The 26,030-nt window shown below is 33.4% G+C and carries 27 protein-coding genes and 1 pseudogene; 14 read left to right on the top strand and 14 right to left on the bottom strand.

Annotated elements, in window-relative coordinates; all coding sequences use genetic code 11:
• The first annotated feature begins 48 nt into the window (after window positions 1–48).
• Complete coding sequence (gene tpx / locus ABZA65_RS06020; protein WP_373071691.1) at window positions 49–564, top strand: thiol peroxidase; 516 nt, start codon at window positions 49–51, stop codon at window positions 562–564.
• Window positions 565–782: 218 nt separating this feature from the next.
• Entirely contained in the window at window positions 783–1,463 is a 681-nt protein-coding gene (locus ABZA65_RS06015; protein ID WP_373071689.1) for a TIGR04219 family outer membrane beta-barrel protein, read from the top strand.
• 11 nt (window positions 1,464–1,474) lie between these two features.
• Here ABZA65_RS06015 and ABZA65_RS06010 read toward each other — a convergent pair whose 3' ends face one another.
• The 3 genes from ABZA65_RS06010 to ABZA65_RS06000 are packed head-to-tail and all read right to left on the bottom strand — an operon-like array spanning window position 1,475 to window position 3,410.
• Window positions 1,475–2,278, bottom strand: a complete 804-nt coding sequence (locus ABZA65_RS06010; protein WP_373071687.1) for a UDP-N-acetylmuramate dehydrogenase — start codon at window positions 2,276–2,278, stop codon at window positions 1,475–1,477.
• Window positions 2,278–2,544 carry a flagellar biosynthesis protein FliQ gene (gene fliQ, locus ABZA65_RS06005; RefSeq protein WP_373071685.1) on the bottom strand — a complete coding sequence of 89 codons (267 nt, stop codon included), beginning with the start codon at window positions 2,542–2,544 and terminating at the stop codon, window positions 2,278–2,280. Before fliQ ends, ABZA65_RS06010 begins: the two co-directional genes overlap by 1 nt.
• 2 nt (window positions 2,545–2,546) lie before the next feature.
• Window positions 2,547–3,410: a menaquinone biosynthesis family protein gene (locus tag ABZA65_RS06000; RefSeq protein WP_373071683.1), complete on the bottom strand. Its 864-nt coding sequence runs from the start codon at window positions 3,408–3,410 to the stop codon at window positions 2,547–2,549.
• 39 nt (window positions 3,411–3,449) lie between these two features.
• On the opposite strand from ABZA65_RS06000, the gene ABZA65_RS05995 reads away from it, so the two are divergent.
• The 8 genes from ABZA65_RS05995 (at window position 3,450) to ABZA65_RS05960 (ending at window position 10,113) form a co-directional block, all read left to right on the top strand.
• The gene (locus ABZA65_RS05995) at window positions 3,450–3,740 is read left to right on the top strand and encodes a hypothetical protein (RefSeq protein WP_373071681.1); all 291 of its coding nucleotides are present in this window, start codon (window positions 3,450–3,452) and stop codon (window positions 3,738–3,740) included.
• 61 nt (window positions 3,741–3,801) lie between these two features.
• A complete protein-coding gene (locus tag ABZA65_RS05990) occupies window positions 3,802–5,064 on the top strand; it encodes a hypothetical protein (RefSeq protein ID WP_373071679.1) in 1,263 nt (420 codons plus the stop codon).
• A 10-nt stretch (window positions 5,065–5,074) separates the two neighbouring features.
• Window positions 5,075–5,950 (top strand): metal ABC transporter substrate-binding protein, encoded by an 876-nt coding sequence (locus tag ABZA65_RS05985; protein ID WP_373071677.1) that lies wholly within the window; start codon window positions 5,075–5,077, stop codon window positions 5,948–5,950.
• Window positions 5,947–6,687: a metal ABC transporter permease gene (locus ABZA65_RS05980; protein WP_373071675.1), complete on the top strand. Its 741-nt coding sequence runs from the start codon at window positions 5,947–5,949 to the stop codon at window positions 6,685–6,687. The genes ABZA65_RS05985 and ABZA65_RS05980 overlap by 4 nt, the downstream gene beginning before the upstream one ends.
• 93 nt (window positions 6,688–6,780) lie before the next feature.
• Window positions 6,781–7,818 carry a recombinase RecA gene (gene recA / locus ABZA65_RS05975; protein WP_373071673.1) on the top strand — a complete coding sequence of 346 codons (1,038 nt, stop codon included), beginning with the start codon at window positions 6,781–6,783 and terminating at the stop codon, window positions 7,816–7,818.
• Window positions 7,819–7,885: 67 nt separating this feature from the next.
• On the top strand, window positions 7,886–9,154 hold the full coding sequence (gene eno, locus ABZA65_RS05970; RefSeq protein ID WP_373071671.1) for a phosphopyruvate hydratase: 1,269 nt from the start codon (window positions 7,886–7,888) through the stop codon (window positions 9,152–9,154).
• A 2-nt stretch (window positions 9,155–9,156) separates the two neighbouring features.
• Window positions 9,157–9,453, top strand: coding sequence for a hypothetical protein (locus ABZA65_RS05965; RefSeq protein ID WP_373071669.1), 297 nt, complete (start codon window positions 9,157–9,159; stop codon window positions 9,451–9,453).
• Between the two features lie 21 nt (window positions 9,454–9,474).
• Window positions 9,475–10,113: an AMIN domain-containing protein gene (locus tag ABZA65_RS05960; RefSeq protein ID WP_373071667.1), complete on the top strand. Its 639-nt coding sequence runs from the start codon at window positions 9,475–9,477 to the stop codon at window positions 10,111–10,113.
• Here ABZA65_RS05960 and ABZA65_RS05955 read toward each other — a convergent pair.
• The gene (locus ABZA65_RS05955; RefSeq protein ID WP_373071665.1) at window positions 10,110–11,981 is read right to left on the bottom strand and encodes a DUF4105 domain-containing protein; all 1,872 of its coding nucleotides are present in this window, start codon (window positions 11,979–11,981) and stop codon (window positions 10,110–10,112) included. The genes ABZA65_RS05960 and ABZA65_RS05955 overlap by 4 nt on opposite strands.
• A gap of 9 nt (window positions 11,982–11,990) precedes the next feature.
• Complete coding sequence (locus ABZA65_RS05950; protein ID WP_373071663.1) at window positions 11,991–12,434, bottom strand: DUF3015 family protein; 444 nt, start codon at window positions 12,432–12,434, stop codon at window positions 11,991–11,993.
• 124 nt (window positions 12,435–12,558) lie between these two features.
• On the opposite strand from ABZA65_RS05950, the gene mgtE reads away from it, so the two are divergent.
• On the top strand, window positions 12,559–13,887 hold the full coding sequence (mgtE, locus tag ABZA65_RS05945; RefSeq protein ID WP_373071661.1) for a magnesium transporter: 1,329 nt from the start codon (window positions 12,559–12,561) through the stop codon (window positions 13,885–13,887).
• Between the two features lie 22 nt (window positions 13,888–13,909).
• Window positions 13,910–14,950, top strand: coding sequence for a CNNM domain-containing protein (locus ABZA65_RS05940; protein WP_373071659.1), 1,041 nt, complete (start codon window positions 13,910–13,912; stop codon window positions 14,948–14,950).
• A gap of 47 nt (window positions 14,951–14,997) precedes the next feature.
• On the opposite strand, the gene ABZA65_RS05935 is transcribed toward ABZA65_RS05940, so the two are convergent.
• Window positions 14,998–16,389 (bottom strand): FAD-dependent oxidoreductase, encoded by a 1,392-nt coding sequence (locus ABZA65_RS05935; protein ID WP_373071657.1) that lies wholly within the window; start codon window positions 16,387–16,389, stop codon window positions 14,998–15,000.
• Between the two features lie 353 nt (window positions 16,390–16,742).
• On the opposite strand from ABZA65_RS05935, the gene ABZA65_RS05930 reads away from it, so the two are divergent.
• Window positions 16,743–17,630, top strand: coding sequence for a methyltransferase domain-containing protein (locus ABZA65_RS05930; RefSeq protein ID WP_373071655.1), 888 nt, complete (start codon window positions 16,743–16,745; stop codon window positions 17,628–17,630).
• Here the strand turns inward: ABZA65_RS05930 and asnB are convergent.
• The 8 genes from asnB to topA are packed head-to-tail and all read right to left on the bottom strand — an operon-like array spanning window position 17,627 to window position 25,564.
• Window positions 17,627–19,423 (bottom strand): asparagine synthase (glutamine-hydrolyzing), encoded by a 1,797-nt coding sequence (gene asnB / locus ABZA65_RS05925; protein ID WP_373071653.1) that lies wholly within the window; start codon window positions 19,421–19,423, stop codon window positions 17,627–17,629. The genes ABZA65_RS05930 and asnB overlap by 4 nt on opposite strands.
• Entirely contained in the window at window positions 19,423–20,004 is a 582-nt protein-coding gene (locus ABZA65_RS05920) for a class I SAM-dependent methyltransferase (RefSeq protein ID WP_373071651.1), read from the bottom strand. Before ABZA65_RS05920 ends, asnB begins: the two co-directional genes overlap by 1 nt.
• Window positions 20,005–20,030: 26 nt before the next feature.
• A complete protein-coding gene (locus tag ABZA65_RS05915) occupies window positions 20,031–20,399 on the bottom strand; it encodes a hypothetical protein (protein ID WP_373071649.1) in 369 nt (122 codons plus the stop codon).
• A complete protein-coding gene (locus ABZA65_RS05910; protein ID WP_373071647.1) occupies window positions 20,399–20,785 on the bottom strand; it encodes an AMMECR1 domain-containing protein in 387 nt (128 codons plus the stop codon). Before ABZA65_RS05910 ends, ABZA65_RS05915 begins: the two co-directional genes overlap by 1 nt.
• Window positions 20,786–20,819: 34 nt before the next feature.
• Window positions 20,820–21,974: a cation:proton antiporter gene (locus tag ABZA65_RS05905; RefSeq protein WP_373071645.1), complete on the bottom strand. Its 1,155-nt coding sequence runs from the start codon at window positions 21,972–21,974 to the stop codon at window positions 20,820–20,822.
• A 14-nt stretch (window positions 21,975–21,988) separates the two neighbouring features.
• Window positions 21,989–22,837 carry a biotin synthase gene (locus ABZA65_RS05900; protein ID WP_373071643.1) on the bottom strand — a complete coding sequence of 283 codons (849 nt, stop codon included), beginning with the start codon at window positions 22,835–22,837 and terminating at the stop codon, window positions 21,989–21,991.
• Window positions 22,827–23,339, bottom strand: a complete 513-nt coding sequence (locus tag ABZA65_RS05895; protein WP_373071641.1) for a metallophosphoesterase — start codon at window positions 23,337–23,339, stop codon at window positions 22,827–22,829. Before ABZA65_RS05895 ends, ABZA65_RS05900 begins: the two co-directional genes overlap by 11 nt.
• A complete protein-coding gene (topA, locus tag ABZA65_RS05890) occupies window positions 23,339–25,564 on the bottom strand; it encodes a type I DNA topoisomerase (protein WP_373071639.1) in 2,226 nt (741 codons plus the stop codon). The genes ABZA65_RS05895 and topA overlap by 1 nt, the downstream gene beginning before the upstream one ends.
• Before the next feature lie 202 nt (window positions 25,565–25,766).
• Between topA and ABZA65_RS05885 the strand changes: the two are divergent.
• Window positions 25,767–26,030 (top strand): annotated as a pseudogene (locus ABZA65_RS05885) (flagellin); the annotation flags it as partial.

Here is a 26,030-nt window from a genome sequence, read left to right as displayed (position 1 = left end):
TGTAAACTTCTTCTACCCAAACAACAAAACACACAAAAGGAGCCAAATATGGCAACAGTAACTTTTAAGAATGACATCGTTTGTAACCTAGCAGGTAACGAAGTTAATGTAGGTGATACTGCACCAGTAACAACAGTTGTAAACTGTGATCCGATGCTTCAAGATGAGCAAATCGGTGGTGAAGGTAAGGTTCAATTAGTTGTAGCTGTTCCTTCATTAGATACAGGTGTATGTGATGCAGAAACAAGAAGATTCAACCAAGAAGCAGCTTCATTAGAAGGTGTAGAGGTTATTACGGTTTCTATGGATTTACCTTTTGCAGCAGCTAGATGGTGTGGTGCAGCTGGTATTGAGAACTTAAAAGTTTGTTCTGATTTCAGAAACAAAGATTTCGCAAATAACTACGGTGTATTACTAGCTGATGGTCCTTTAGCTGGTATTACTGCAAGAGTTATTTTTGTAGTTGGTAAAGACGGTAAAGTAACGTATAAGCAAGTTGTACCTGAAATTACAACTGAGCCTAACTATGAAGAAGCTTTAGAAGCAGCAAAAGCTGCACTGTAAGCTTTCTTTAGAAAAGCACTTTATAATTTTATTATCACTCCTTGGTAAATAAATTATCACATCACCCGTAAGGGTGAAAAACTATATAAGATTTCTCTCCTAAAGATCTTATTCTCCTTCATATATAGTGTTAGAGCTTTTTGCTCTAATACATTGTTTTAAGTATCCCAAATTCAATTATTAGATATAATATGCCATTAATATAAATGGAGAAAATTATGTACAAAAAATTATTACTAGCACTATTAGCTTCTAGTGCGATAGCAAGTTCAATCTTTGCAGACATAGCAAGAGTTGAAGCAGGTGTAGGTGTGTGGAAGCAAGAGACATCAAGTACATCTATTACAGGTACAAAAACGACATACGACAAAGAAAACGATACATATGTATGGGCTTTTATAAAACATCCAGCTCCTATTATTCCTAACATAAGAATTGAGCATGTTAAAACTACTTCTGTAAATGCATGGAATGAGACAACTGAATTTGCTCAAATAGATGTAATCCCTTATTACAATATTTTAGATAACACAGGTTGGATCACTATTGATTTAGGTTTAGATATAAAATCTATATCACTAGATACTGTTCATGCATCAATGAATATGTCAGATGACTTTGTATTACCTTTAGGATATTTAAGAACAAGATTTCAACTTCCACTATCAGGATTGGGTGCAGAGGCTGATGCAAAATATGTTTCATACTCTGATAATACTGTTTATGATGCAAGAATAAAACTTGATTATACTTTTGATATTTCACCGGTAATTCAACCTGCCATTGAAGTTGGTTATAGAGTTCAAAAGATAGAGACAGATGAGCTATTATATACTACACTTGGTAAAATTGATTTTGATTTTTCAGGTTTCTATGCAGGTGTGATGATTCGTTTTTAAAACAAAAGATACTAGATGGTTATAAACTCTTCATCTAGTATCTGAATCTCTAATTCTAATTCAATTTTAAATTCTTCGTATACAAGCCTTTGAGCTTCTTTTATCAAGTATAGTGCGTCTTGATATGTACCGTTACCATGATTTACTAAAAAATTAGCATGTTCAAGGCTAAATTCCATATCTCCTTTTTTGACACCTTTTAGTCCTACAGCTTCAATAAGCCTTCCTGCATAATCACCTTCTGGATTTTTAAAGCAGCTTCCGGCACTTGGAGTTCTTGGCTGGTTTGAGCGCATTTTTTTAAACATTTCAACTCTTAAGTCGCTAAATCCTTTGTTATTTAATTCAAAAGTAGCTTCTAAGATAGGGCTGTCAATATTTGTAAACCTGTAACTGTATTCTATCTCGTCTTTTACAAATTCTCCCCTGCAAGTAACTATCGAGATCAGGTGATTGAAAATCTCAAACTCTTTAAGACCTGCATTCATATATACAAGACCGCCAAGAGTTCCTGGCAGATGAGATACAAATTCAAAATCTGATATATTGTTTTTCTTGCAAAATGAAGCTATTTTTCCACTGGGTGTAGCTCCGCCAATTTTTAATAAATTATCTTCTATTTTTATATAGTCATATATTTTTGCTAGTTTCATAAGTGGAGGTGGATTGTCACCTATTAGTATGTTGTTACATGAACCTATAAGATAAGCATCTTTCATCCCTTTTGTATCACAGGCGTCTAATATGTATACATCAAGTTCAGGACCTATTTTTATAGATGAATATTTTGAGAAGTCTATTTTTTTATATGACATTATTCTATGAATGTTGGGATCATATTAAACACTTCAAGTGAAAAGTCTGTAATAGAGTTTAGCATCCACGGCATGGTTAAAACTATAACTACTACAACGCCTATGATTTTCGGGATAAATGATAATGTCATTTCATTGATCTGAGTAGTAGCTTGGAAAATAGATACAGCTAAACCCAGAAGCATACCTGTTAGCAAACCAGGCAGTGCAAGCATTAGTGCTATTTTAAATGTATCAATCCCAAGTGCTACCAGTTTTGCTTCCATCTTTAACCTTTACGTAACTCTTCGTACTCTGTCGGTATAGTATAGTCATTAAACTTTACAAGTGTATCATAAAATCCGTGTTTATAGCCAAGCTCATATAGTTTATCTATAGCTTTGATCTGAAGTTCACTAAGTGTGATTGATTCATCATTTGCATAAAGTTCAAGATACTTATCAAGTGTCGGAGCATCTATACGTACTAAGTTTCTCTCCAAAAGCATCTCGCTCAATTTCTCTTTGTGTTTACGTGCAACATCGACTGCTTTAGTAAGAGTCTTTTCGTACATAATAGCTTTATTAAGAGGAATAGATCTGCTGATCGCCATACCTCCAAGTGGAAGAGGAAGATCATTACCTGCCAGCTCTTGCCAGATATCCCACATTTCAGCTTCAACTTCCAATGAATCATCGTAAGTTAAAATAGACTCATGTATAAGCACACCTGCATCTACATCACCATCGAGTACAGCTTTTTCAATATCTAAAAAGTTCATATAAGTAATGCGCGCATCTGGATATTTAATGCGAAACAACATCGCGTTTGTAGTATGTTGACCGCTAAGTGCAACTTTGAAATTTCTTTTTAGTTTTGTGCCTTTTTTCTTTATGATCTTTGGACCATAACCTTCTCCGAAACTAACAGCAGTTCTCAGTGGTGCATAGTCGTCTTTTATATGTGGATATAGTGCAAAACTGATGGCTACGATCGGATATTCTCCACGTAGTGCTTTTTCATTTAGTGTTTGTATGTCTTCGGCAATATTGTCAAAAACCGTATCTTCCATATCTACCCAGCCAAATTTTATGGCGTAGTACATAAAGATATCGTCGGCGTCAGGTGAGTGTGCAATTAATGTTTTGTTCATAGTTTGGATTATATCTACTTTTGAATTAAAGAAATATATATGTGTGATATAATTCCGGCCATGAAACTAAGAGTCTTGTTATCGCTTCTTTTTGTTATCGCTACAACTTTAACGGCTGTTCATGAACTTGAACACGTAGATAATAAACACGATAGCTCTAAATGTTTAGTGTGTACGGTTTCTCACAACTTTTTATCGGCAGATATTCCTACAGCCGACTTTTCATTAGAACTAGACTATACAAAAGAGATAATCTCTAACTTCAAAGTTTTTGTTTTTAAATTTACAAAAACAGACAATCAATCCAACGCTCCGCCATTTATATCCTAAACCCCAATAAAAAACTTTACAAATTACAAACAATAAATTATAAAATATAGGATATTTATACATGAAAAAAATATTAATAATGTCTGCTTGTGCAGTTTTAGCTTTAGGTATGGACGTAGTTCCAGTAGAAAAAAGAGAATTTAGCGCATCGAAGTTTATTCCGGATATATCTCTAGTTTTAGATGCATCGTACGTAGATAGAAGTATAAAAGATGATGAGATAGCTCATCTAGAACTTGACGGTGTAGCTCACGGTTTATATGGCTCACATTCACATGATGGGCATGATCATGCATCATATAATGGATCTAACGGTTTTAATCTTAACTATGCAGAGCTTGTTTTATCAAGTAGTGTTGACCCGTACTTTGAGATGAATGGAGTATTTCATTATTCAGAAGGAGGTGTTGAGATTGAAGAGGCATATATAACTTCAACTGCTCTAGATTACGGTATACGAGCAAGAGCTGGTAAGTTTAACTCAAACTTCGGATATTTAAACGAACAGCACCACCACACTTGGGATTTTAACGATATGCCTTTGGTATATGAAGGTTTTCTAGGTATGCACGGTATCAATGAAAAAGGTCTTCAATTACAATATACAGCTCCAACTGACTTATACCTTATGATAGGTTTTGAAGCACTTCAAGGTGAGAATGAGCAGATGTTTGGAAACTCTACGATAGGTGATGTTGAGGATCCTATTGCTAAAGGTCGTGATGGAGCTACACTATATATAGCTTATGCTAAAACGGCATTTGATATAGGTGATAGTTCTATACTTACAGGTATTTCTTATGCAGATGGTATTTCAAGGATAGATCACACTACAGATGAAGAACCTCATGCATTTGCAGGCGATAGCAAATTATATGGATTTGATTTTACTCTAAAACACTACTTTGATTCATACAGCTTTTTCAAACTACAGACTGAAGTGCTTTACAGAGATATGGACGGCAAACAATATAATCTTGATGCAAACGGTCTTATAACATCTCAGCCAAATCTTACAAAAGAGCAGGCTGGTGCATATGTTCAAGCTATATATGCTCCAAACAAAAACTGGTCGATGGGTGCTAGATATGATTCAATATTTAAAAATGATGTGACTGCTAACGGCACGGATATGAATAAAAAAGATGCTCTTGATAAGTATTCGGTAATGGCGGAGTATAAAACAAGTGAGTTTGCAAGATTTAGACTTCAATATAACTCTAATAAGTCTCTTGTTAATGAAGATGGAAAAAGAGTTAATTTAGATTCTGTGATATTCTCAGCTAATATCTCAATAGGTGCTCATGGAGCGCATGCATTTTAAGGGATTAAATATGTATAGAATTTTACTCTTATTAGTATTGCCTCTTAGTATTTTTGCAGATCTTAAGATAGCTGTAACATACCCATATATGGGAGCTGTTGTAAAGGAGATAGCAAAAGACAATGTAGAATTATATGTTCTTGCCAAGGGGAATTGGGATCCACATTTTGTGGTCCCTCGTCCCTCACTAATATCTAAAGTCAGACGTGCTGATGGTCTTATAATAAACGGTGGAGAGCTTGAGATCGGTTGGCTTCCCCCACTGATCAGACGTGCTTCAAATTCAAAAATTGCAAAAGGTAGTAAAGGTTATCTAGATCTGTCTGAGTATATAAAGTTTTTAAATAGACCTACAAAGCTTGACCGAGCAGACGGTGATGTACACCCAAGAGGAAATCCACATTTTCAATTAGACCCAAACAATATTTTAATCTTAGCAGATATAGTAAAAGAATATTTGATCTCTTTAGACTCTGAACATAAAACAGTGTATGAATCAAACTATGAGAAGTTTAAAGAAAAATGGAGTTTTAAATTAAAAGAGTGGGAAAAAAAGATGGAAGCTAAAAAAGGTATGAAAGTGGTTCAGTACCATAACAACCTTGCATATTTTAACAAGCGATACTCACTAAAAAATATAGGGACTATAGAACCGCTTCCTGGGATTCCACCAAGTTCACGCCATACTATAGAATTAATTAAGCTGATTAAAGAAGAAAAACCTTCATATATATTGCACGACGTTTATCACTCTACAAAAACGGCAGAGTTTATTTCACAAAAAACAGGTGTACCTATAGTTATAATGCCACATGATATAGGTGCACTAGATGAGATAGAAGATTTGTTTTCGCTGTTTGATTATTTGACAGGGGCATTAAAATGATAGATATTTTGTTGGTACCGATAGCCTTAGTTATCATACTTGTTATGCTTCATGCATATTTTGGCAGGGGTATTTTAGAGCGAGGAATTATATTTACTGATCTTGCTATTGCACAGTTTGCAGCACTTGGATCAGCTATAAGTTTAGGGTATTTTCATCAAGAATATTTTTATATTTTAACTTTGAGCTTTGCACTGTTAAGCGCTTTTTTGATAGCTTTTGCATCTGTAAGAGAGTTAAACCTTGAAGCTTTTATAGGTTTACTCTATGTACTTGGTGCTAGCGGGATTATGATGGTGTTAGCACACTCCGCAGAAGGAATGGAGCATTTTAAATCTTTACTTGCCAGTGATATATTATTTACTCCACCGAGTGACTTGTATAAAAGTGCTGTAATTTATGGATTTATAGCTTTTGTTTTATATAAAATATATCCTAAGATGAGAGGCTTTTTTAGAGAACTTACTTTTTTTACACTTTTGGCAATCACTGTTACGTCATCAGTATCTTTGGCAGGAGTTTTAGTTGTATTTGTACTCTTAATTGCACCTGCATTAGTAGCAAAAAGTTTAAATAAAGGGATGATTTTTTCATTTATTTATGGTTGGATTTTTTCTATTTTAGCGATTTTAATATCATACTATTATGATTTTCCAACAGGCTATACACTCGTGTTTATAGGGGCTTTGCTTAGTTCAATAACTGTATTGTTTAACTCTAATAGGAGATTGTCTTAATTAAAAATATGTCAATTTGCAATATTTTATTTTAAAAAACAAATTTTCGTATATAATTTTGTCAATATATAAAAATCATGATCAGGAAACAGCATGGATGAGAATAAACAAAAATCACTAGATTTGGCTATAAAACAGATTGACAAGGCATTTGGAAAAGGTGCATTAATGCGCCTTGGTGATAAAGAGATAGAACCAATTAAAGCAATTAGTACAGGTTCAATCGGACTTGATTTAGCTCTTGGTATAGGTGGTGTTCCTGAAGGGCGTGTTGTTGAAATATATGGACCTGAGAGTTCTGGTAAGACAACTTTGGCACTTCAAGTAACAGCAGAATGTCAAAAACAAGGCGGAGTATGTGCATTTATAGATGCCGAACATGCACTAGATGTTGTATATGCCAAAAATCTTGGTGTAGATATTGATAATCTTTTAGTATCTCAGCCGGATTATGGTGAACAAGCACTTGATATTGTTGAGACAGTTGCAAGAAGCGGTGCAGTTGATCTAATAGTTGTCGATTCGGTTGCTGCATTAACGCCAAAAGTAGAACTAGAAGGTGAGATGAATGATCAACAAGTTGGTGTTCAGGCACGTTTAATGTCAAAAGCTTTACGTAAATTAACAGGTGTATTAAATAAGATGAACTGTACTGTTATATTTATCAATCAAATCCGTATGAAAATAGGTATGATGGGTTATGGATCGCCTGAAACTACTACTGGTGGAAATGCACTAAAGTTTTACTCTTCTGTTCGTATAGATGTACGCCGTATCGCTTCGCTAAAGCAGGGTGAGAGCCAGATAGGTAACCGTGTTAAAGCAAAAGTAATTAAAAATAAAGTAGCACCGCCATTTCGTCAAGCAGAATTCGACATTATGTTTGGAGAAGGGATCTCTAAAGAGGGCGAGCTAGTTGATTACGGTGTTAAACTAGATATTATTGACAAATCAGGTGCTTGGTTTAGTTATGGGGAAGAAAAACTAGGTCAAGGTCGTGAAAATGTTAAGCAAAAGTTTAAAGATGAGCCTGAACTTGCACAAGAGATAGAAGAAAAAATAAAAGTAGCTATGGGGATGAGTTCATTGATGACTATGGACACATCAGAAATAGCTGAAGCTGATGTTTAATAATCTAAACCAAATTTTAATAAGATTTAGGTAAAATTGCACAATCTAAATGTAAAAGGGCAGATATATGTTTATAGATAACATTAGTGCAATTGAAGTTATGGATTCACGCGGTAATCCAACGGTTAAAGCTACGGTAGAATTAAGTGACGGTACTCGTGAGAGTGCTATAGTACCTTCTGGAGCTAGTACTGGTAAACGTGAAGCATTAGAGCTTCGCGATGGCGGTGAACGCTACATGGGTAAGGGTGTTCTGCAAGCTGTTGATAATGTTAACGGTCCAATTGCAGACGCATTAATTGGTTACTCACCTTTTAATCAAGCTATTATTGATGCTACTATGAAAGAGCTAGATGGTACTGATAACTATGGAAATCTAGGTGCTAATGCAGTACTTGGTGTATCTATGGCTGTTGCTCGTGCAGCGGCTAAAAGTTTAGATATTCCTCTTTATCGTTATCTTGGCGGCGCAAATGCTATGGTTATGCCAACACCAATGTTAAACATCATTAACGGAGGGAGCCATGCAGATAACTCTGTTGATTTCCAAGAGTATATGATTATGCCTGTAGGTTTTGAAGACTTTGCAGAAGCTCTTCGTGCATCTGCTGAAGTTTATCATAATCTAAAAGCTATTTTAAAAGCTAAAAACCACAATACTGCTTTAGGTGATGAAGGTGGTTTCGCACCTGATCTTTCTTCAAATGAAGAACCTATTCAAATCTTAATCGAAGCTATTGAAAAAGCAGGTTACAAACCTGGTGAGCAAATGGGTATCGCTTTAGATGTAGCAGCTTCAGAGTTAGTTGTAGATGGCGGTTATAGACTTGATAGTGAAAATCGTACAGTTACATCAGAAGAATTAGCTGAGTATTATGTTGATCTATGTTCTAAATATCCAATCGTTTCTATTGAAGACGGTTTAAGTGAAGATGACTGGGACGGTTGGAAAATTCTAACTGAGAAGTTAGGTGGTAAAGTTCAACTTGTTGGTGATGATCTTTTTGTTACAAACGTAAATATCTTAAATGAAGGTATCAATAAAGGTATTGCTAATTCTATCTTAATCAAACCAAACCAAATCGGTTCAGTTTCTGAGACTATGTTAACTGTTCGTTTAGCTCAAAGAAACGGTTACACTACAGTAATGAGTCACCGTTCAGGTGAGAGTGAAGATGCATTTATCGCTGACTTTGCTGTTGCACTTAACTGTGGTCAAATCAAAACAGGTTCAACTGCACGTGGTGAACGTACTGCAAAATACAACCGTTTACTAGAGATTGAAAATGAAGTAGTATATGGTGAATATTTAGGTTCTAAACTGTTCAATAAATAATTATGCAAAACCAAGAACTTTATGAAGAGATAGATAATTCCCAAAGTATTACAGAAGAATACTTAGGGTTATCTCTAAAAAAGTTTTTATTTTTACTATTCATAGTTTTAGCCCTTGGTATTTATATAGGAATACTTTTTTATGGTAATAACTCTTTAGAGGTATTATTTGGACTACAAGACTATGAAAATTTTCTTGAGAGTGAAATCTCAAGGTTAAAAAGTGAAAATGCTTCTTTACAAAAAGAGTATTTTGAACTTAAAGAGATTTCTGCTCCAGTTAATGTTAAAGCAAAATAATTTTTCGCTATAATAATTACCATGATTAAACTATTTACAATAATTTTACTATTACTTATATCAGTTGAAGCTAGAGAAAATCCCTTCTTCCCTGCATCAGGTGAAAAAGACTTACCAAATACATCAAATAAAGATCTCTCAGTTGCATCTTTAAAAAGAGCAGCAATATCTTTACCATCAAGCGCTAGAATAGTTCAGAAACTTACAGTAGAGTATAAAAATTTAGATGGTTCTATACAAACTAAATCAATTCTTCTAAATAACTCAATTGATTGGCATATACCAATATTTATATCTCAAAGTATGAATGATATAAAAGAGGTAAAAACTCAAAGTAAAAAACCTGTAAAAACAAAAAAATATATTCATCTGTTTTCATCAAAAAATATAAAGTTTTATAAGGATGAAAAAGAATTAAAAATAGATACAAAAGATGAACTAATAAGAAGTTTTCTATTAACAAAACCATATAGACTTGTACTTGATTTTAAAAAAGATGTAAATCTAAAAAGTGAAGAAAAGAATTTTTCTACACAAGTATTTAAAAAGATCAGTCTTGGTACTCATAAGGGCTACTACAGAGCTGTAGTAACTTTAGACGGGCAGTATAAATATAAAAAGTCTAAACAAAACTACGGATATAAAATAAAACTACTTTAGAAGTAGAAGTTTAATAAAGACTTGAAAGTTTCCTCTTTATAAGATACGTTATTTATATTTTTATCTTTATAGTCATATACGAACCTTAATTCAATATTTTGATCTATTGCTATATTTTGTGATATATTAATAAGTTTTTGATCCTCTTCATCATCATATAACCTTTGTGTTAATTCGATACTACTACTCATCCATTGCATTTGATCTATTACAATTCCTAAGCTAACACCTATACCGATTTTACTTTCCTTACCGACATAAGCTAGAGGGTCAGCTAAAATATACATATACCCCAAATCATTACCCCAGCTAAAACCAGCACCACCTGTTATGATAAAATTTGTTTTTGTATTATAAAGGTAGTTTTTATCAAAACCAAGTTTAACGCGTAAAGATATATTATTAAAAAAGTTACTTCTTTGCGCAAGTGACAATAAAGAAATAAGTGTAGCATTTTCTAGCCCTAATTTTCCATCTTTAATATATGATAACTCAAAGTTCAAAAATTCAATCTGCGTACCTCTTAAATAACCTATACCTATATCATTTATATCATGATAAGCCGGTCTAATTCCTAAAAATCCTATAGACTTTCCTTCTCTAACTCCGGCACCAGCCTGGACTCTAAAAGCTCTATGTCCATTTATAGGATTTGGAGGGGTTTTATATTCAAGTGCATTTCCCAGACCGAGTGTAGACCTAACACTTGATATTTGATGGAATTTTTTAAGATAAGTTTCTTTATCCATTGAATTTCGTTTATATTGGTACTCCATCAACTCTATAGCAGCTTCTAGCACATATTGTTTTTGTTCTATTGATATTGTCTTATCTTCTGTAATAGAGCTCATATCTTCAGGATTGTCAATTATTTTTTGTACATATGGTATATATTCGTCTTTTATAAGATCTTCATACTTTAAAAGCTTAGTTCTTTTTGATGGTCTATAGCTTTTGTTAGATATGATATTTTCAAGTTTTGCTGCATGTACGGTTTCTAATGGAATTACTTCATAATAGAAATATTCTCTTAAGTGAATATCTTCCCTAGCAGCTTCAATAAACCAAAGCATATTATACGAACAGTTTTGTGTAAAAAAATAATATGCCGAGTGTGTATCTTTTAGTTCCCAAATATGTTTGAGCATTTTGATGGTTTCTTCTTTTGTAAGGTTTAGATCATATTCCCATACATCCCTTTGTTCAGTATCTCTATACTCTTTTAATTTGTCATAATATGGCAGTAGTGAATATTTTCCATAATACCCGCCAAACAGACCTTTAATTGCAAACATAAAGCCATTTTCTTTTGTCGGATCGGCATTTGCAGCATAGTTTACAGCGTAAGATAACAGTTTAGAGTTATACTTGGAATTGACTCTTAGAAAAGTGTGACCAAACATAGATGCAGGTGAGTTGATATGGGCTGCAGGGAAAACTAAAGTAGCAGATTCAGGTTGTAGCTTTTCCATTATAATGTCAAATTGTTCACATTTAACGTCGGCTAATTTAGGTAAACCTAATTGTTTGGATAACCAGTCTTTTCTTGCAGGAAAACTACATGCAGTTGAGTTGTCGTCAAATTTTGTTTCGTTAAATAAAGCATCAATTGTTGCATTTAACTCTGCTGATGGATTTTTAAAACCATCTTTAGATAGAAAGAAGTTTTCATCTTCTATTTCACTTTTTCCATTTTCAAAATGTAATAGTATATGCCAGTACCTTGAATCTGAAAGGTTAAGTTCTTGTGCTTTTTCTTTGTAAAACTGTGAAGATGCAAAAAGTGAAATATTTGTAAGTAGTGCAATGAAAACAAGTTTTGTGAAAATGGTAGTTCCTGTATGTTCCCAAGTAAAACTTGGAAACACTAATCTTTCTTATAAAGAAGTAGTAGAGATGTTATCTAAAACGTCAGCCATTTCAACATTTTGGCTTGTATAGATAGAGTTATAGTTTGACTGTAAAGCTACTTTAAAAGATGCTTTTTCTTTTACATCTAAAAGCTCTACTAGTGTGTCAAGTGACTCACCGTGACCCATAGAGATCTCTTTAGCTAATATGTCCATATTTGAAGCAACAAACTCTTCAGCTCTTTTATTCATTACAAGTTTAGTTTTTTTACAGCCCATTGTACCTGAAGTAATGGCAAAAGTTTGAGAAGCCATACCATTTGTTGTAGCTTGAAGTGCAAGCATTATAGCAGTAGAATCATCTTTGATAATCATTGCCCCAAGACCACAACCTGTTTGGTTATTTACATTTGCAGTTAACGATGAACTTAAAGCTACAACCGCAGCTATACTTACTAGAACTTTTTTCATGTGAATCCTTTGAAAAATAGAATGTTTTATTGTAGAGTTTTTAAACTTAAGCAGTTATAAAAAATTATATATTAATAAATAGTACATCTATCTTAATTACTTATTTAGTGGTATAATTCGACACATGGAAAAACTACAAGATTATTTAAAATCTCATACTGAAAATGAGATGCACCCATCGGATATAGCTCATATTCTTAGAGAGTTGGATGACAATGAATTTGCCGATAGTGTAAAACTTATACCAAAAAATTTAATAGGTGATGTAGCATTAGCATTGCCTGATAGACTTTTTGATGATGTAGTTGAAAATTTAAGTGTAGATGAACTCTCCCATGCCGTAACTGAACTTGAATCAGATGACCAACTAGAGTTTATGCAGGAGCTTGAAGAAGTAGATCAACATATGGCGAGCGAGGTTTTTGATACGCTTGACATAGATGATCAACAAGAGATTACTAAGCTTCAAACATATGATGAAGATGAAGCTGGTGCCTATATGCAGCTTGAGGTTTTTACTGCTTCTAAGGAGGAGATAGTTCACGATGTTATAAGAAGATTTGCAGAATTAAGACGTGCAAACGAGCTTGAAAATATACAAAATCTCTTTATAACAAACAAAGATAATAAACTGCGTTATGCAATTGGCTTAGATGATCTGCTTATATTTGATTTTTCTAAAACGTTAAAAGAAAATATTGAAAATACCGGTGAGAAGTTTGAGCCAAAATCTGCACGTGACAGAGAAGATATAAAAGATGTAGTACATTACTTTGAAGAGTATGACCTCTCAGTTATGCCTGTTGTAAACGACTATGGAATATTAGTCGGTCGTATCACATCTGATGATATATATGACATTATTAACGAACATGCCACGGAGCAAATGTATAATCTTGCCGGTGTTGATGATGAAGCCGAGGAAGATGAAGAGGTAATAAAAGCTGGTAGAAAAAGAGCTTCATGGCTTGGCTTAAACCTAATAACCGCTATTTTAGCTTCAGTTGTAATAGGGTTGTTCTCAGATACTTTACAAAGCATGGTTGCACTTGCAGTATTGATGCCTATTGTAGCTTCTATGGGTGGAAATGCAGGTACTCAAAGTTTAACGGTTGTAGTTAGACAGTTAGCCTTAGGGGATATCTCTCAAGGTGATGCATTTAGGATAATCAAAAAAGAGGTACTAATATCTCTTTTAAATGGTTTTGTATTTGCAGTAGTTATGGGATTAATTGCATACATATGGTTTGGAATTGATCATCTTGGATTAGTTATTGCTTTAAGTATGATTATAAATCTGCTTATGGCTGGTTTATTTGGCGCTTCTATACCGCTCTTTTTAAAAAGATTAGATGTAGATCCGGCCATAGGAAGCGCAGTTATATTAACAACTGTTACTGATGTAGTTGGCTTTTTTAGTTTTTTAGGCTTAGCTACACTAATTTTATTATAAAACAAAGGATTTATTAAACTTAATGGACTTGTTACTACTTTATTTTGCTTTGGCGGTAGGGATATCTTTTATATGTTCCGTGCTTGAAGCAGTACTTTTATCTGTAAATATGTCATATATTTCAGTTCTTGAAAAAGATAGACCCAGTGTAGGTACACTACTAAGACTTCAAAAAACAAATATACATAAATCAATAGCATCAATACTTATTTTAAATACTATAGCACATACTATTGGTGCAGCAGCAGTTGGTGCTCAGGCTGCTAATCTTTTTGGAAACGATGCAGTTGTGATAATATCTGTTATTATGACTTTTGCTATATTGTTTTTATCGGAGATCATACCTAAAACGATAGGTGCTATATACTGGAAAGAGCTAGCTCCGATATCTGCATATACTATTAGAATTTTTATATGGATCACATATCCAATAATTATATCTACACTGTTTATAACTGATAAGATATCCAAAGGTAAAGAGGATGTACACTCTCTAACAAAAGAAGAACTATTGCAGAGTATGCTTTTAAGTGAAGATGATGGTGTGATTGATGAAAAAGAGAGTGATTTCATTGAAAATATATTAAAACTTGACGAAGTAAAAGTTAAAGATATTTTAACACCTAGAAGTGTTGTGTTCGCTCTTGATGAGACTATGAGTATAAAAGAGGTTATGAGCTCGCAGCCTGCTATATTCAAGTTTTCTCGTATTCCGGTTTATAATCAGTCAATTGAGGATGTAACAGGAATCGTACTTACAAAAAAGATTTTCAAACAAGCTCAAATTGATGAAAACGTAACTCTAGAGAGTATAAAAAAAGATATATTCTCGATTAATGAAAATATCCCTGTTGCAAAAGCACTTGATTTGTTTATTGCTAAAAAAGATCATATGTTTTTGGTTATGGACAACTACGATCAAACAGAAGGTATAGTTACACTTGAAGATTGTGTAGAAACAATTCTTGGTGTTGAGATCATGGATGAGAGTGATACTACCGAAGATATGCGTGAATTAGCAAAGTTAAAAATGAAACAAAAAAGAAAAGAGAGAAATTTATAAATATAAAACTTCTTCCACAAAATGTGGAAGAATAGTTTTTAAATGACCTATGAGAAAAGAGCTCTCATAATTCCTCCGTACCACTCGCGAGTAGCTTTTGCTGTATTTCCTGAACGGAATTTACCGCTTGGAGCTTTAGGCACGTGACCTTTACCTTTAATTAAATTAGCTGCTGCATCCCAGCTAAAGTCATGAGTAACCATAATAGCTTCTTCTGGCTTGTCACCAACCATTGAGTAACAAACATTTCCTGCTTTAACTGATTTTGATTTAACACCAAGCTCATAAGCTTTACCGTGTAATCTATGAGCAATCTCATTAGCACACTGATGACCTGCCCAGTTAGCTGTTTGACCACTTGGTGGGATACCATGAGCAACAACGTCACCAACAGCATATACATCTTTATCTGTTTTAGTTTGGAAAGAACAACCATTCATTACAACTTTTTTGAAGCTGTCTGTAGTAGTTTCAACACCACTCATATCTACAACAGGGTTAGACATATTGTTAGGGATTAAGTTAAGTACAGAGTACTTCATAGTTTTAGTAGCAAAACCACCATCTTCCATCTCATCTTTAACTTTATAAGTTACAGTTTTAGTAGCCGGATCAACATCTTGAATTGTAGCAAAATCCATGTGCTCAACTAGACCAGGGTATAGTTCAGCCCAAGCCTCTTTAAATGCAGCACCTTTAGCTATTTTGTCAGTTGGATTAAGGATAATAACTTTACCTTCAATACCTTCTTTTTTCATATATGCAGCTATCATACTTGCACGCTCAAACGGTGCAGGTGGACAACGGAATTTTCCTGCAGGAACAGTAACAATAACATTACCATCTTCCATATCAGCTAATTGACGATCTAAAATAACGTGCTCATTACCAGGAATAAGTGCACCTGGAGCTACACGTTTAATATGGTTGATTTTAGCATCAGACCATTTAGGGAATTGCCCTTTATAGTTGTATGCAATACCAGGTGACATTACTAATATTTCATATTCAACTATACCTTTAGTTGTATGAATTTGTTTGTGCGCTCTATCAATACCTGTAACTTCAGCTTGAAGCATCCCGTAACCATGACCTTCTATTGCTTGTGCATAATCATGAATAAATGTACCTAAATTTACACCGTCTAATCTACCTAATAAAGTATTAGAAAATGGACAAGACATAAAAGTTTCATTTTTTTCAATTACTAAAACATCAAATTTTGAGTCTTTTCTTTTTAGTTCTTTAGCGACAGTTAGTCCACCAAAACCACCACCAATAATAACTACTTGATGTTTACCTAATACTTTAGCATCACCAGCACATGATTTTTCAGCTGGTTTAGCACCTTCATTACAGCCTGTTACTGTAGCCATTGTTGCTGCAGCAGCAACACTTAATGCACCAACTTTAAGTGCTTCACGACGATTCATTTCCATTCATTCTCCTTAAATACCTAAGAAATCAAATTCTTTTAGGATATCGATAATGTTATATGTACTAAAATAATTAAAAACTTAAAGCAATAAAAAGAATATAAGATTTTTAAATAAGTCTTGTTTAAAATATATAAGAATAAATTATAAAAAAACTTTTTTTATAGATGTTAATATTTGTTTTAATTATATCAGACCTAATATATAGGGACTTTGATGAATAAATATAATTTATATAAAATGTTAATATCACAAAAATATGATGTATTATAATTTTATGATAACATTCTCAAATAATTAACATTTGAGTAAAATCGTAACATATGTGTTACTAAATATATAATATAATACTGTTTATGATTAAAAAAACACTAGATAAACTAAGTATTTCTGAAATTATAAAACTATTTGAAAACCTAGAAATTGATGAAGATGGAAAAGTTGAACTTCGTTGTACAAAAGATAATTTTGACAGACTTGGTATAAAAACTTTTGTTGAGTTGGCTCAAATATTTTTATATAAAATTGTAGACCTTTCATTTAAAGATGTTTATATTATTACTCTAAAAAAACTTGATACAAACAAAAGCTTTCATATACAAAGTGCTGATTCAGAAAAATATGGAGTAGAGAGTGAATTTTTTAATATTAATAAAAATGAAGAGATCTCATTTTTATACTATTTTGAAAAAGCTTTGCAGTTTGTAAATATAAGCTCTAGGAAAAGTGTTTTAAATATCGGAGTAAATAAAGCTGATGAATTTTTAGCTATAAAAGAGTATTTATCAGCAGAAGAGTTTGAGAAAAAAAACTTTTTAGGGATCGATTATTCAAATTCGGCAATAGAGTATGCTAAAAAGCAGTTTATGGATTTTAAAAATGTTAAGTTTTTATGTGCGGATATTAATAAGCTGGAAGATATATCTTTAGGGAAGTTTGACCTTATGATCTCAATTGGTACACTTCAAAGCTCAAACATCAACTTTAATGCAAAATTTATGGAGTTATATCAAAATCATCTCGAACAAGATGGAGCTATAATACTGGGTTTTCCAAATTGCCGCTGGATTGATGGTGAGATGATCTATGGTGCAAAAGCGCCAAACTACAGTTTTAATGAGATGGGTTTAGTGTTAAAAGATATTCACTTTTGTAAAAAGTATCTTCAACAAAAAGGCTACCGTGTAGTAATAACAGGAAAAGATTATCTATTTTTATCTGCGAGGAAGATTTCTAAAAACTAAAGAAGATTCTTTTTAATCCATACACTTAAAACATAAAGCCCCCAGATATGGTGTTTAAAGGCTCCACTTTTTGCAGCGCTTAGCAACTCTTTTAATTCAAGCTCTTTAAAAAGATGAGTTTGTTTGTTTACTTCTTGTATAAGCGATATTTTTTTAGATTCTATAAGATACTCTATGTAAGGATTTGAGAAACCTTTCTTTTTACGTTTGAGTATCTCTTTGTTTATATGAGGTTTCATAATTTGTTTTAAAAGAGATTTTGTTATTCCATCTTCATATTTTAATTTTGGATCGATACTAAATACTAACGAGACTAGTTCATGATCTAAAAAAGGTGTACGTGATTCTATGGAGTGAGCCATACTTACACGATCGAGTTTGCTCAAGAAATGCTCGGCTTGAAAAAGCACAAGATCTATATAACTATACCAATTAGCTTCATCCGTATGTGTAGAGTTCTCAAACATATCACGGTAGGATTTTATGTATTTGAGTGCTTGATCATCTACAATATTTTGGCGAAGTAGATTATTCTTTTGTAGATCAGTAAATTTTTCACCAGATGTGCGAAACAATACACTATCATTTAAAACTCTTTTATACCACTCCCACTCTCTATTTTCATCATAATTATTTTTAAAATATCTCTTTAACCAGTTTTTATTTTTTAAGTTTTTCATCTGCTCTACGTCAAGGTAGTTAAAATAATGACGGTAGCCTAAAAAAAGCTCATCACTTCCTTCACCGCTTAGTACAACTCTGATACCGTCTTTTTTTATCTCTTTAAAAAGCAGGTTTAGAGGAATGGCTGCCGGATCGTTAAGCGGCTCATCTAAAGAGCTTAAAATATCTTCCACACTTGAGTTATAATCATCAAGTGATACTTCAACCCTTTTGTTTTCAAGTCCCAAAAGCTTTGCACTCTCTTTGGCATCAAGACTCTCATCATATTTCTCATAACCTTTATACCCCAAGGTGTACGTTTGCAAATTATGTCCGTATTTAGAGCTAAAATAGTTTAGGGTTGCACTGTCGATTCCGCCTGAGAGGAGTCCTGCCATTTGCTGATCTGATTGTAAGCGAATCTCAATAGATTCTTTTAGTTTTGATTCGAGAAGGTGCAGTGCTTCATCTTTATCAGTTATCAGGTTTGATTTTTGATCTAAAATATTGAAATATTTTTTTATAGATATCTTGTTATTTTTATATATAAGATACTCTCCGCCTCCAAGTTTTTTAATACTTTTAAAAAAAGTATACGGAGGAGTTGGAGCCAAAAATGAAAGGTATGAGAGCAGGGCATCGTTATCCATCTCGTTTTTTTTCAAATACGGCACAAGCGCTTTGATCTCCGAAGCAAATACAAAACTCTCCCCATCAAGATAAAAAAGAGGTTTTTTACCAAGTCTGTCACGAAAAAGATAGAGAGAATCTTCATCTTTGATAGCTATGGCAAACATACCTCTTAGTTTATGTACAAACTCTACACCCCATCGCTCATAAGCGGATGCAAGCACTTCTATTTCATCTTGTGTTGTATATCCAAAAGAATTCAGTTCATCTGAGAGCTCTTTATAGTTGTAGATCTCACCGTTAAAGGAGATAAGTATATTTTTAAATTTAAATGGTTGCTTGTTTGAAGTGTTCTGAATTTTTAAAAGTTGATGTGCAAAGAAAAAGTCTTTAGTTTGAATTATATTAGACTCATCCGGTCCACGATGAAGCATTTTAGAAAAAGAGCTCTCTGCTTTTTGCTGGTCATACTCACCAATTACTCCAAAAATAGCACACATTATTTATCGAACCTAACAGTTATATCTGCATCTAGATAACCATCTAAGAAAGTTACCTTTTTTACACTTAACTCTTTTGCAAACAGCTCAATTTGTTTTTTTGTTAGATAGTTGTATGTCTCACTCTCTTTATCTCCATGCAAAATATTAAAAATAAATGCTATATTTGAAGATAAATAGCAGTTTCTCATAAACAGATATGTTTCATAATTACTTAGTACATTCATAGCACCGCTACATACTATAAAATCAGCTTTTGGTAATCTGTCTTGCACAATATCTATATTTAAGATCTCATGTCCTGTATTGTTAGATGCTATAGATACCATATCATCGTGACAATCTACACCGATATAGTTTTTTGGCTGATTATTGTTTTTTTCAAGGTAAAAATAAAAGTCGCCAAAACCGCATCCCGCATCTAAAATAGTATATTTTTGCAACTCTTTTGGAAGAAGTTTAAGGATCGTTTTAAAGCGCAGCTTTTGTGTTTTTTCAGAATTCCAGTTAACACCTTTTGCAGTTGTTCCGTATTTTTCTATGGCAGATGAATAAAATTTATCGTTGTCAATTTTAGGCATATTTTTAGTTTTACTATTTTGTTGAATTAATCTTCCAACATTTTACAAGGTATATCTGATACATTCTTAATCTCAGTGAATTTATCTATCTCTTCATTCATAGTAGTTTCAAAATTTTCTATACTTTGGTTTAATTGTTCTTGTGCTTCATCTACCAGCTTTTGCTGTTCAGCCTCTGTTTGTTTAAATTTTTTAAATGTGTCTAAAAAGTATTGTTTATTGTCAGTAAGTAAAATAATATCTTCTCGTTTTACCCACTTACGTTCAACTTTACCGTCTTTTTCAAATTCAAAAATAACATTCTCTGAAGTTTTTGAAGTTATATATTTTTTCACTACAAAACCTATAAAGTGGTGTAAAGGCTGAGCGTGCTGTCTTTTTATAACATAGTACATTAATTGTTTAATTCCTTCTCGAGCGAGTAACTAGTCGTAGTTAATATAGACGGGTCTCTCTCTTTCATATCTCCATTTGAAGTTTTAAGCTCTATCTCCACTTCACATTCCAGATATTCAGAAGTTGACAACGGAGTAAAATTTTTATCTTCAAAAGCAGCTTTTTTTGCATTTAAAATAATATTTTCAATAAGTGATTGATTGTTGCTTTTTAGATTAGATAAACCTCTGAGTTTGTTATGCAAGTATATTTTAACATCAACGTCAACACTCTCTTTTAAAAGAGGGTGTTCATCAATAAGTGCATTTTTATCTATTTTTCTTTTTGCTTCTAATACCTCTTCAATGGAGTCACGTGCAAGTTGTAGTAAAACTGAACGAGCCATATCAATCCTTGAGAACTTTAGATGTTTTAAAATATTATAGCGTATTTTTTTCTTTATAATTGTTTATAAATTTGATGACAACCATCACACTGATCACTTGAAACAGGGCTGCTAAAATAAATGCGTAGTAGTGAAGTTTATCAATTGAATTTGCGTGAAAAGCAAGTGTAGCCATCGCAATAAGAAGCGTTAGCGGCATAGAGTGTGAAAGTCCCATTAGAATGGAATCAATCCATCCTAACTCTTTTACAAATACCAAAGAGGCAATAACACGCATCATAATCATCATTACTGTTATCATAAGGGCTTTAGATATTAAACCATCCATAGTTAGAGCTTCTAGGTTAAATGTAGTACCGATATAAATAAAGAATATTGGGACCAAAAATCCAAAACCAAAAGCTTCTAGTTTATGCGGTAAATCTTCTTTATGAGGGAAAAATGTCGGAATAAAAATACCTGCCAAGAATGCTCCAAAGGCAAGTTCAAGATCAAGGTAGAGCATAGATGCAACAAGTAGAAAAAATATACCCATGGATAAACGAATATCTTGTTCAGCTTTATCTTCATGTGGCATTAAAATTGTAGATATGCTTGGAAACCACCATGTTAAGATAGTTATAGCTCTAAAGAGAACAAACATAAAAATCAAAAACAGAGTCAGTGCCAAAATAGTTTTAAAAAGTCCTATCCCAACACCTGATTGAAGTCCTGCTGAGGTTATAGTTAAAACGGCTATACTTACAACCTCTCCAATACCACCACTTGTCATTGAGAACTCAAGCCAAGGTGTTTTCCCATACTCTTTTGAGAGGGTTGCAACAAGCCCTACTGAAATTAGCGGTAGTAGCACCATAAATATTTTTCCAAGATCCAAATACAGCGATAAAAAGATTGAAAATGCATATAAAATAATTGTATATAGGGCAACTTTTTTTACTATATGACTAGGTGTCTTAAACACGTTTGTCAAGTTGATCTCAGTCCCTGCAATAAACATCAAATATAAAAAACCAAACTCTGCTACAAGTTCAAATATATGTTCATCGTGAAGTAATCCTATTGAAGCTAGAACTGATCCGAATATAATCTCTATCGGTGTAGTTGGAAGTTTTAATTTTTTGGCAAAAAAAGGCGAGAATATAATAATAAGTGATATTGTTGTAATAAGTACAATGGTATCGCTCATTATCTTCTCCTGTGTTATTTTACTTCTTTAGCAACTTCTAGATTTAATGATTTTAACATATCTAAATCTTTACTCATCATTCTACCTGAAGTTGTTAAGTAATTTCCTATTACGATTGAATTTGCACCGTAATCAAATATTTCACTTTGGCGATCACCAAACATAAGTTCACGTCCACCGGCAACCATAATACGCTCAGCATCAGGAATCATTTCACGTGTTAGTTTGATAAGTTCAAATGCTTCTTCTATGGAAATTGTGCTTGGATTTAATTCCAACGCTTCATTATGCATATAAAAATTGATAGGTACACTTGTCGGATTTAAAGATTTTAGAGACTTTAACATGCTTATTCTATCTTCCTGAGTTTCACCTAGACCAAATATCCCGCCGCTAATTAGTACAAGACCGGCTTTCTTTACATTTTGGCAAGTTTCATATCTCTCATCCCATGAGTGTGTTGTACAAATGCGAGGATAAAACTCACGTGAGGTCTCAAGGTTATGGTTATAAGCTTTTATTCCCGCTTCTTTTAAAGTTAACAGCTGATCAAGTGAAGCTGTCCCATTACAGGCAATTAGTCTAAGTTCAGGTACCTCTTTACTTAGTATTTTAGCTGTGTCACATACAAACTTTAGAGTTTTATCATTTAGTCCTTTGTCCGCAGTAACCAGACAAAAACCAAGTGCACCGTTATCTCTTGCAGTTTTTGCTTCACCTAGTATATCTTCTATAGGTTTTTGTTTGTAACGATCTATATCTGCTTTATAGCGGACACTTTGAGAACAAAACTTACAATCCTCTTTACATGTACCGCTGTTTATATTACAGATCGAGCATAAAAATATTTTCTTATCTTGCATAGTTCATCACTCTCGGTAAAAATTCTTCGCTTCCTCTATCTCTAGTGTAATGAGTAACAATCAGGTTGTTCTCTTTTACTTCAAGCATGGCACACTCTGATATTGGCTTGCTCCTAGCACATACTTCACCAGGATTTAAAAAAAGAGTATCGTTCTTATATTCACTATGAAAAGTATGAGTATGACCTGAGATTACAACATCTGTATCGGGAGTCATATAAAAAGGCAGGTGCATAAGTTTAAATTTTAAATTTGCAAATTTAAAATAATTTGGCTCTTGAACAAGATTGTATTTGTTATGAAACTCTGCCAAATGTGCATCATTGTTTCCATATACAGCTACATACTTTTTCCCACTACTCTCAAGCAGATCAAGAACTTCAACTTCAACAATATCACCGGCATGTATAAAAAATTCAGCACCCTCATGTAGTAGTTTTTCAATTACTTTTTTTGTTTTACCTACTTTAGAGTGGGTATCTGAGAGCACACCGATCTTCATTACTTCTCTATTTCTTCTTTTGGTGTACGTGCTTTACATTTTACACACTCGTACACTTCTTTGTTCCTGTAAGTTCTCTCGGCTAAAACACCGTTACAGCCATCTTCTTTACACTTAATTGTAGTAGGTTCAAATTTAGAGATGAATTTACAGTCCGGATAGTTTTCACATCCCCAGAATGGCCCACGGCGAGAGTTTTTAAGACTAAGCTTACCTCCACAGTCCGGACAAGGAGTCTCACTCACTTTTTCTTCAACCTGGATACTTTTAGTGTTTTTACATTCAGGATAACCACTACATGCTAAAAACTGACCGTTACGACCAGTTTTTACGATCATCTCTTTTCCACATTTATCACAAATTTCATCAGAAGTCTCTTCTTTTTTCTCTACTTTGTTTCCTTCTTCATCTACTTGTTCAGTATATTTACATTTTGGAAAACCACTACAAGCTACAAAGTTTCCAAAACGACCACTTCTTAGAAGAAGCTCTTCTCCACATTTAGGACAAGAGCGACCAAGTGGTTTAGCAAGTTTTAGTGAGATAATTTTTTCTTTTCCCTCTTCAATTTGCTTCATAAACCTAACATAGAAATCACTTAAAAGTTTTTCCCAGTCTTCACCGCTTTCTGCAATTTGGTCTAGTTTCTCTTCCATACGTGCAGTGAAGTTAATATCTACGATATTTGCAAAGTTTTTCTCTAAGGTTTCAGTAACTGTAAATGCCATTTCCGTAGGAATAATTTGCTTTTTCTCAATACTTACATATGTACGCCCACTTAAAGTTGCAATAGTTGGAGCATATGTAGATGGACGACCAACACCTTCACTTTCCAGCTTTTTAATCAAAGCTGCTTCAGAGTAGCGAGAAGGTGGTTCTGTAAAGTGTTGAGTAGGTTTTACGCTTTGTATTTCAGCGCTTTCTCCTTCTTTTAATTGTGGTAAAAGTTTGTCTTTGTCTTCAGTACCAGTTAGTGCATAGAAACCATCAAAAGTCAATTTTCTACCACTTGCACGGAATTCTGAATTCTTTCCGCTAAAAGTAATGCTTTGTTGTTCAAACTCTGCATCATTCATTTGACAAGCCATAAAACGCTCATAAATTAAACGGTAAAGTTTGATCTCGTCTGCTTTTAAAAATTTCTGAGCAACTTCTGGTGTGAAGCTTAGCATTGTAGGACGAATAGCTTCGTGAGCTTCTTGAGCGCCTTTTGCTTTTTTTGTATAAACTTTAGCTTCTTTTGGCAGGTATTTTGCACCGAATCTATTCTCAATTACACCGCGAACCATACTTACGGCTTCTTGAGCCAGGTTTAGTGAGTCAGTACGCATATACGTAATAACACCACTTGTACCGTCAGGAGTTTTTACACCTTCATACAATGCTTGAGCTACCATCATAGTTCTCTTAGGTGTAAATCCAAGTTTACTTGAAGCAGCCTGTTGGAGAGTTGATGTCATAAAAGGCGGTGGCGTTTTTGACTTTCTATTTTTTGTTTCAATATTAGATATTGTAAAAGAATCAGCTTTTACACTTTGTTCTATTTTTGAAGCTTCATCTTTATTGGCAATACTAAGTTTTTCTATTTTTTCACCTTCAAAACTGATAAGATTTGCTTCAATATCTTTTTTAAATAGTGTATCGATAGACCAATATTCTTGTGGAACAAAAGCTTTGATCTCACGTTCACGATCGACTACAAGTTTTAAAGTAGAACTTTGAACACGTCCGGCTGATAGGCCTTTTTGAATTTTTGAACTTAAAAGAGGTGATAGTTTGTAACCAACTATACGATCAAGTAAACGGCGAGTCTGTTGAGCATTTACCATATTCATATCTATATGTCTTGCATGCTCTAACGCAGCTTTTATAGCAGACTTTGTGATCTCATGAAAAACTATACGTGGCAGTTCTGCCGGATCTTTTTTTATAGCATGTGCAATATGCCATCCGATTGCTTCACCTTCACGGTCCTCATCGGTTGCGATGTATATAGTGTCAGCTTTTTTTGCTAAATCTTTTATCTCTTTGACGGTTTGTGCATTCTCTTTTGCAACTGAATATTTTGGAGTTATTTCACCTGTTTCTTCATCAACAGTTATTCCAAAACGACTTTTTGGTAAATCTCTAATGTGACCCTTAGATGCAATTACTTTATAGTTTTTTCCAAGGAAGTTTGTTATAGTCCTAGCTTTGGCAGGAGACTCGACAATAATTAAGTTCAAATTAGTATTCCTATATATATAGTATATTGGTTTTAATGTCGGAAGTTTAACACAAAAAGTTTAAAAAATATAAAATAGAAAAAATTTATAAAATTACTAAAGTTATTTTTTTAGGTACCGATCTACTTTTACATCAAGGTAAGGATACCAAGATAAAAAATTAATTTAGAGCGAAAGGCTCTAACCCGAAAAAGGATTTATGATGGGTTTTAGAATTAACACGAATATTAGTGCGATGAATGCGCACAGAAATGCTACACAAACAAATCTTGGACTAGATAAAAGTCTTAACTCACTATCATCAGGTTTACGTATTAACAAAGCAGCAGATGATGCTTCAGGTATGGCAATTGCCGATACACTTCGCCAACAAGCGCAGGGTCTTGGACAAGCTATTATGAATGCAAATGATGCTATTGGTGTTACACAGACTGCGGATGGTGCATTAGATGAGTATACTAAAATT

The organism is Sulfurimonas sp., assembly GCF_041583195.1.
Taxonomy (GTDB): Bacteria; Campylobacterota; Campylobacteria; order Campylobacterales; family Sulfurimonadaceae; genus Sulfurimonas.
The sequence above is the reverse complement of the archived record's forward strand: the minus strand, read 5'-3'. Positions and strand labels throughout refer to the sequence as shown.

Coding starts and splice junctions, on each gene's coding strand:
- ABZA65_RS05905 (WP_373071645.1), bottom strand. CDS start 21,974: ATGAGCGATACCATTGTACTTATTACAACAATATCACTTATTATTATA.
- ABZA65_RS05940 (WP_373071659.1), top strand. CDS start 13,910: ATGGACTTGTTACTACTTTATTTTGCTTTGGCGGTAGGGATATCTTTT.
- ABZA65_RS05950 (WP_373071663.1), bottom strand. CDS start 12,434: ATGAAAAAAGTTCTAGTAAGTATAGCTGCGGTTGTAGCTTTAAGTTCA.
- ABZA65_RS05980 (WP_373071675.1), top strand. CDS start 5,947: ATGATAGATATTTTGTTGGTACCGATAGCCTTAGTTATCATACTTGTT.
- ABZA65_RS05900 (WP_373071643.1), bottom strand. CDS start 22,837: ATGCAAGATAAGAAAATATTTTTATGCTCGATCTGTAATATAAACAGC.
- ABZA65_RS06015 (WP_373071689.1), top strand. CDS start 783: ATGTACAAAAAATTATTACTAGCACTATTAGCTTCTAGTGCGATAGCA.
- ABZA65_RS05920 (WP_373071651.1), bottom strand. CDS start 20,004: ATGCCTAAAATTGACAACGATAAATTTTATTCATCTGCCATAGAAAAA.
- ABZA65_RS05995 (WP_373071681.1), top strand. CDS start 3,450: ATGTGTGATATAATTCCGGCCATGAAACTAAGAGTCTTGTTATCGCTT.
- ABZA65_RS05985 (WP_373071677.1), top strand. CDS start 5,075: ATGTATAGAATTTTACTCTTATTAGTATTGCCTCTTAGTATTTTTGCA.
- fliQ (WP_373071685.1), bottom strand. CDS start 2,544: ATGGAAGCAAAACTGGTAGCACTTGGGATTGATACATTTAAAATAGCA.
- ABZA65_RS05990 (WP_373071679.1), top strand. CDS start 3,802: ATGAAAAAAATATTAATAATGTCTGCTTGTGCAGTTTTAGCTTTAGGT.
- ABZA65_RS05960 (WP_373071667.1), top strand. CDS start 9,475: ATGATTAAACTATTTACAATAATTTTACTATTACTTATATCAGTTGAA.
- ABZA65_RS05935 (WP_373071657.1), bottom strand. CDS start 16,389: ATGGAAATGAATCGTCGTGAAGCACTTAAAGTTGGTGCATTAAGTGTT.
- mgtE (WP_373071661.1), top strand. CDS start 12,559: ATGGAAAAACTACAAGATTATTTAAAATCTCATACTGAAAATGAGATG.
- recA (WP_373071673.1), top strand. CDS start 6,781: ATGGATGAGAATAAACAAAAATCACTAGATTTGGCTATAAAACAGATT.
- tpx (WP_373071691.1), top strand. CDS start 49: ATGGCAACAGTAACTTTTAAGAATGACATCGTTTGTAACCTAGCAGGT.
- ABZA65_RS05895 (WP_373071641.1), bottom strand. CDS start 23,339: ATGAAGATCGGTGTGCTCTCAGATACCCACTCTAAAGTAGGTAAAACA.
- ABZA65_RS05965 (WP_373071669.1), top strand. CDS start 9,157: ATGCAAAACCAAGAACTTTATGAAGAGATAGATAATTCCCAAAGTATT.
- ABZA65_RS06000 (WP_373071683.1), bottom strand. CDS start 3,410: ATGAACAAAACATTAATTGCACACTCACCTGACGCCGACGATATCTTT.
- ABZA65_RS05915 (WP_373071649.1), bottom strand. CDS start 20,399: ATGTACTATGTTATAAAAAGACAGCACGCTCAGCCTTTACACCACTTT.
- ABZA65_RS05910 (WP_373071647.1), bottom strand. CDS start 20,785: ATGGCTCGTTCAGTTTTACTACAACTTGCACGTGACTCCATTGAAGAG.
- ABZA65_RS06010 (WP_373071687.1), bottom strand. CDS start 2,278: ATGTCATATAAAAAAATAGACTTCTCAAAATATTCATCTATAAAAATA.
- asnB (WP_373071653.1), bottom strand. CDS start 19,423: ATGTGTGCTATTTTTGGAGTAATTGGTGAGTATGACCAGCAAAAAGCA.
- ABZA65_RS05930 (WP_373071655.1), top strand. CDS start 16,743: ATGATTAAAAAAACACTAGATAAACTAAGTATTTCTGAAATTATAAAA.
- eno (WP_373071671.1), top strand. CDS start 7,886: ATGTTTATAGATAACATTAGTGCAATTGAAGTTATGGATTCACGCGGT.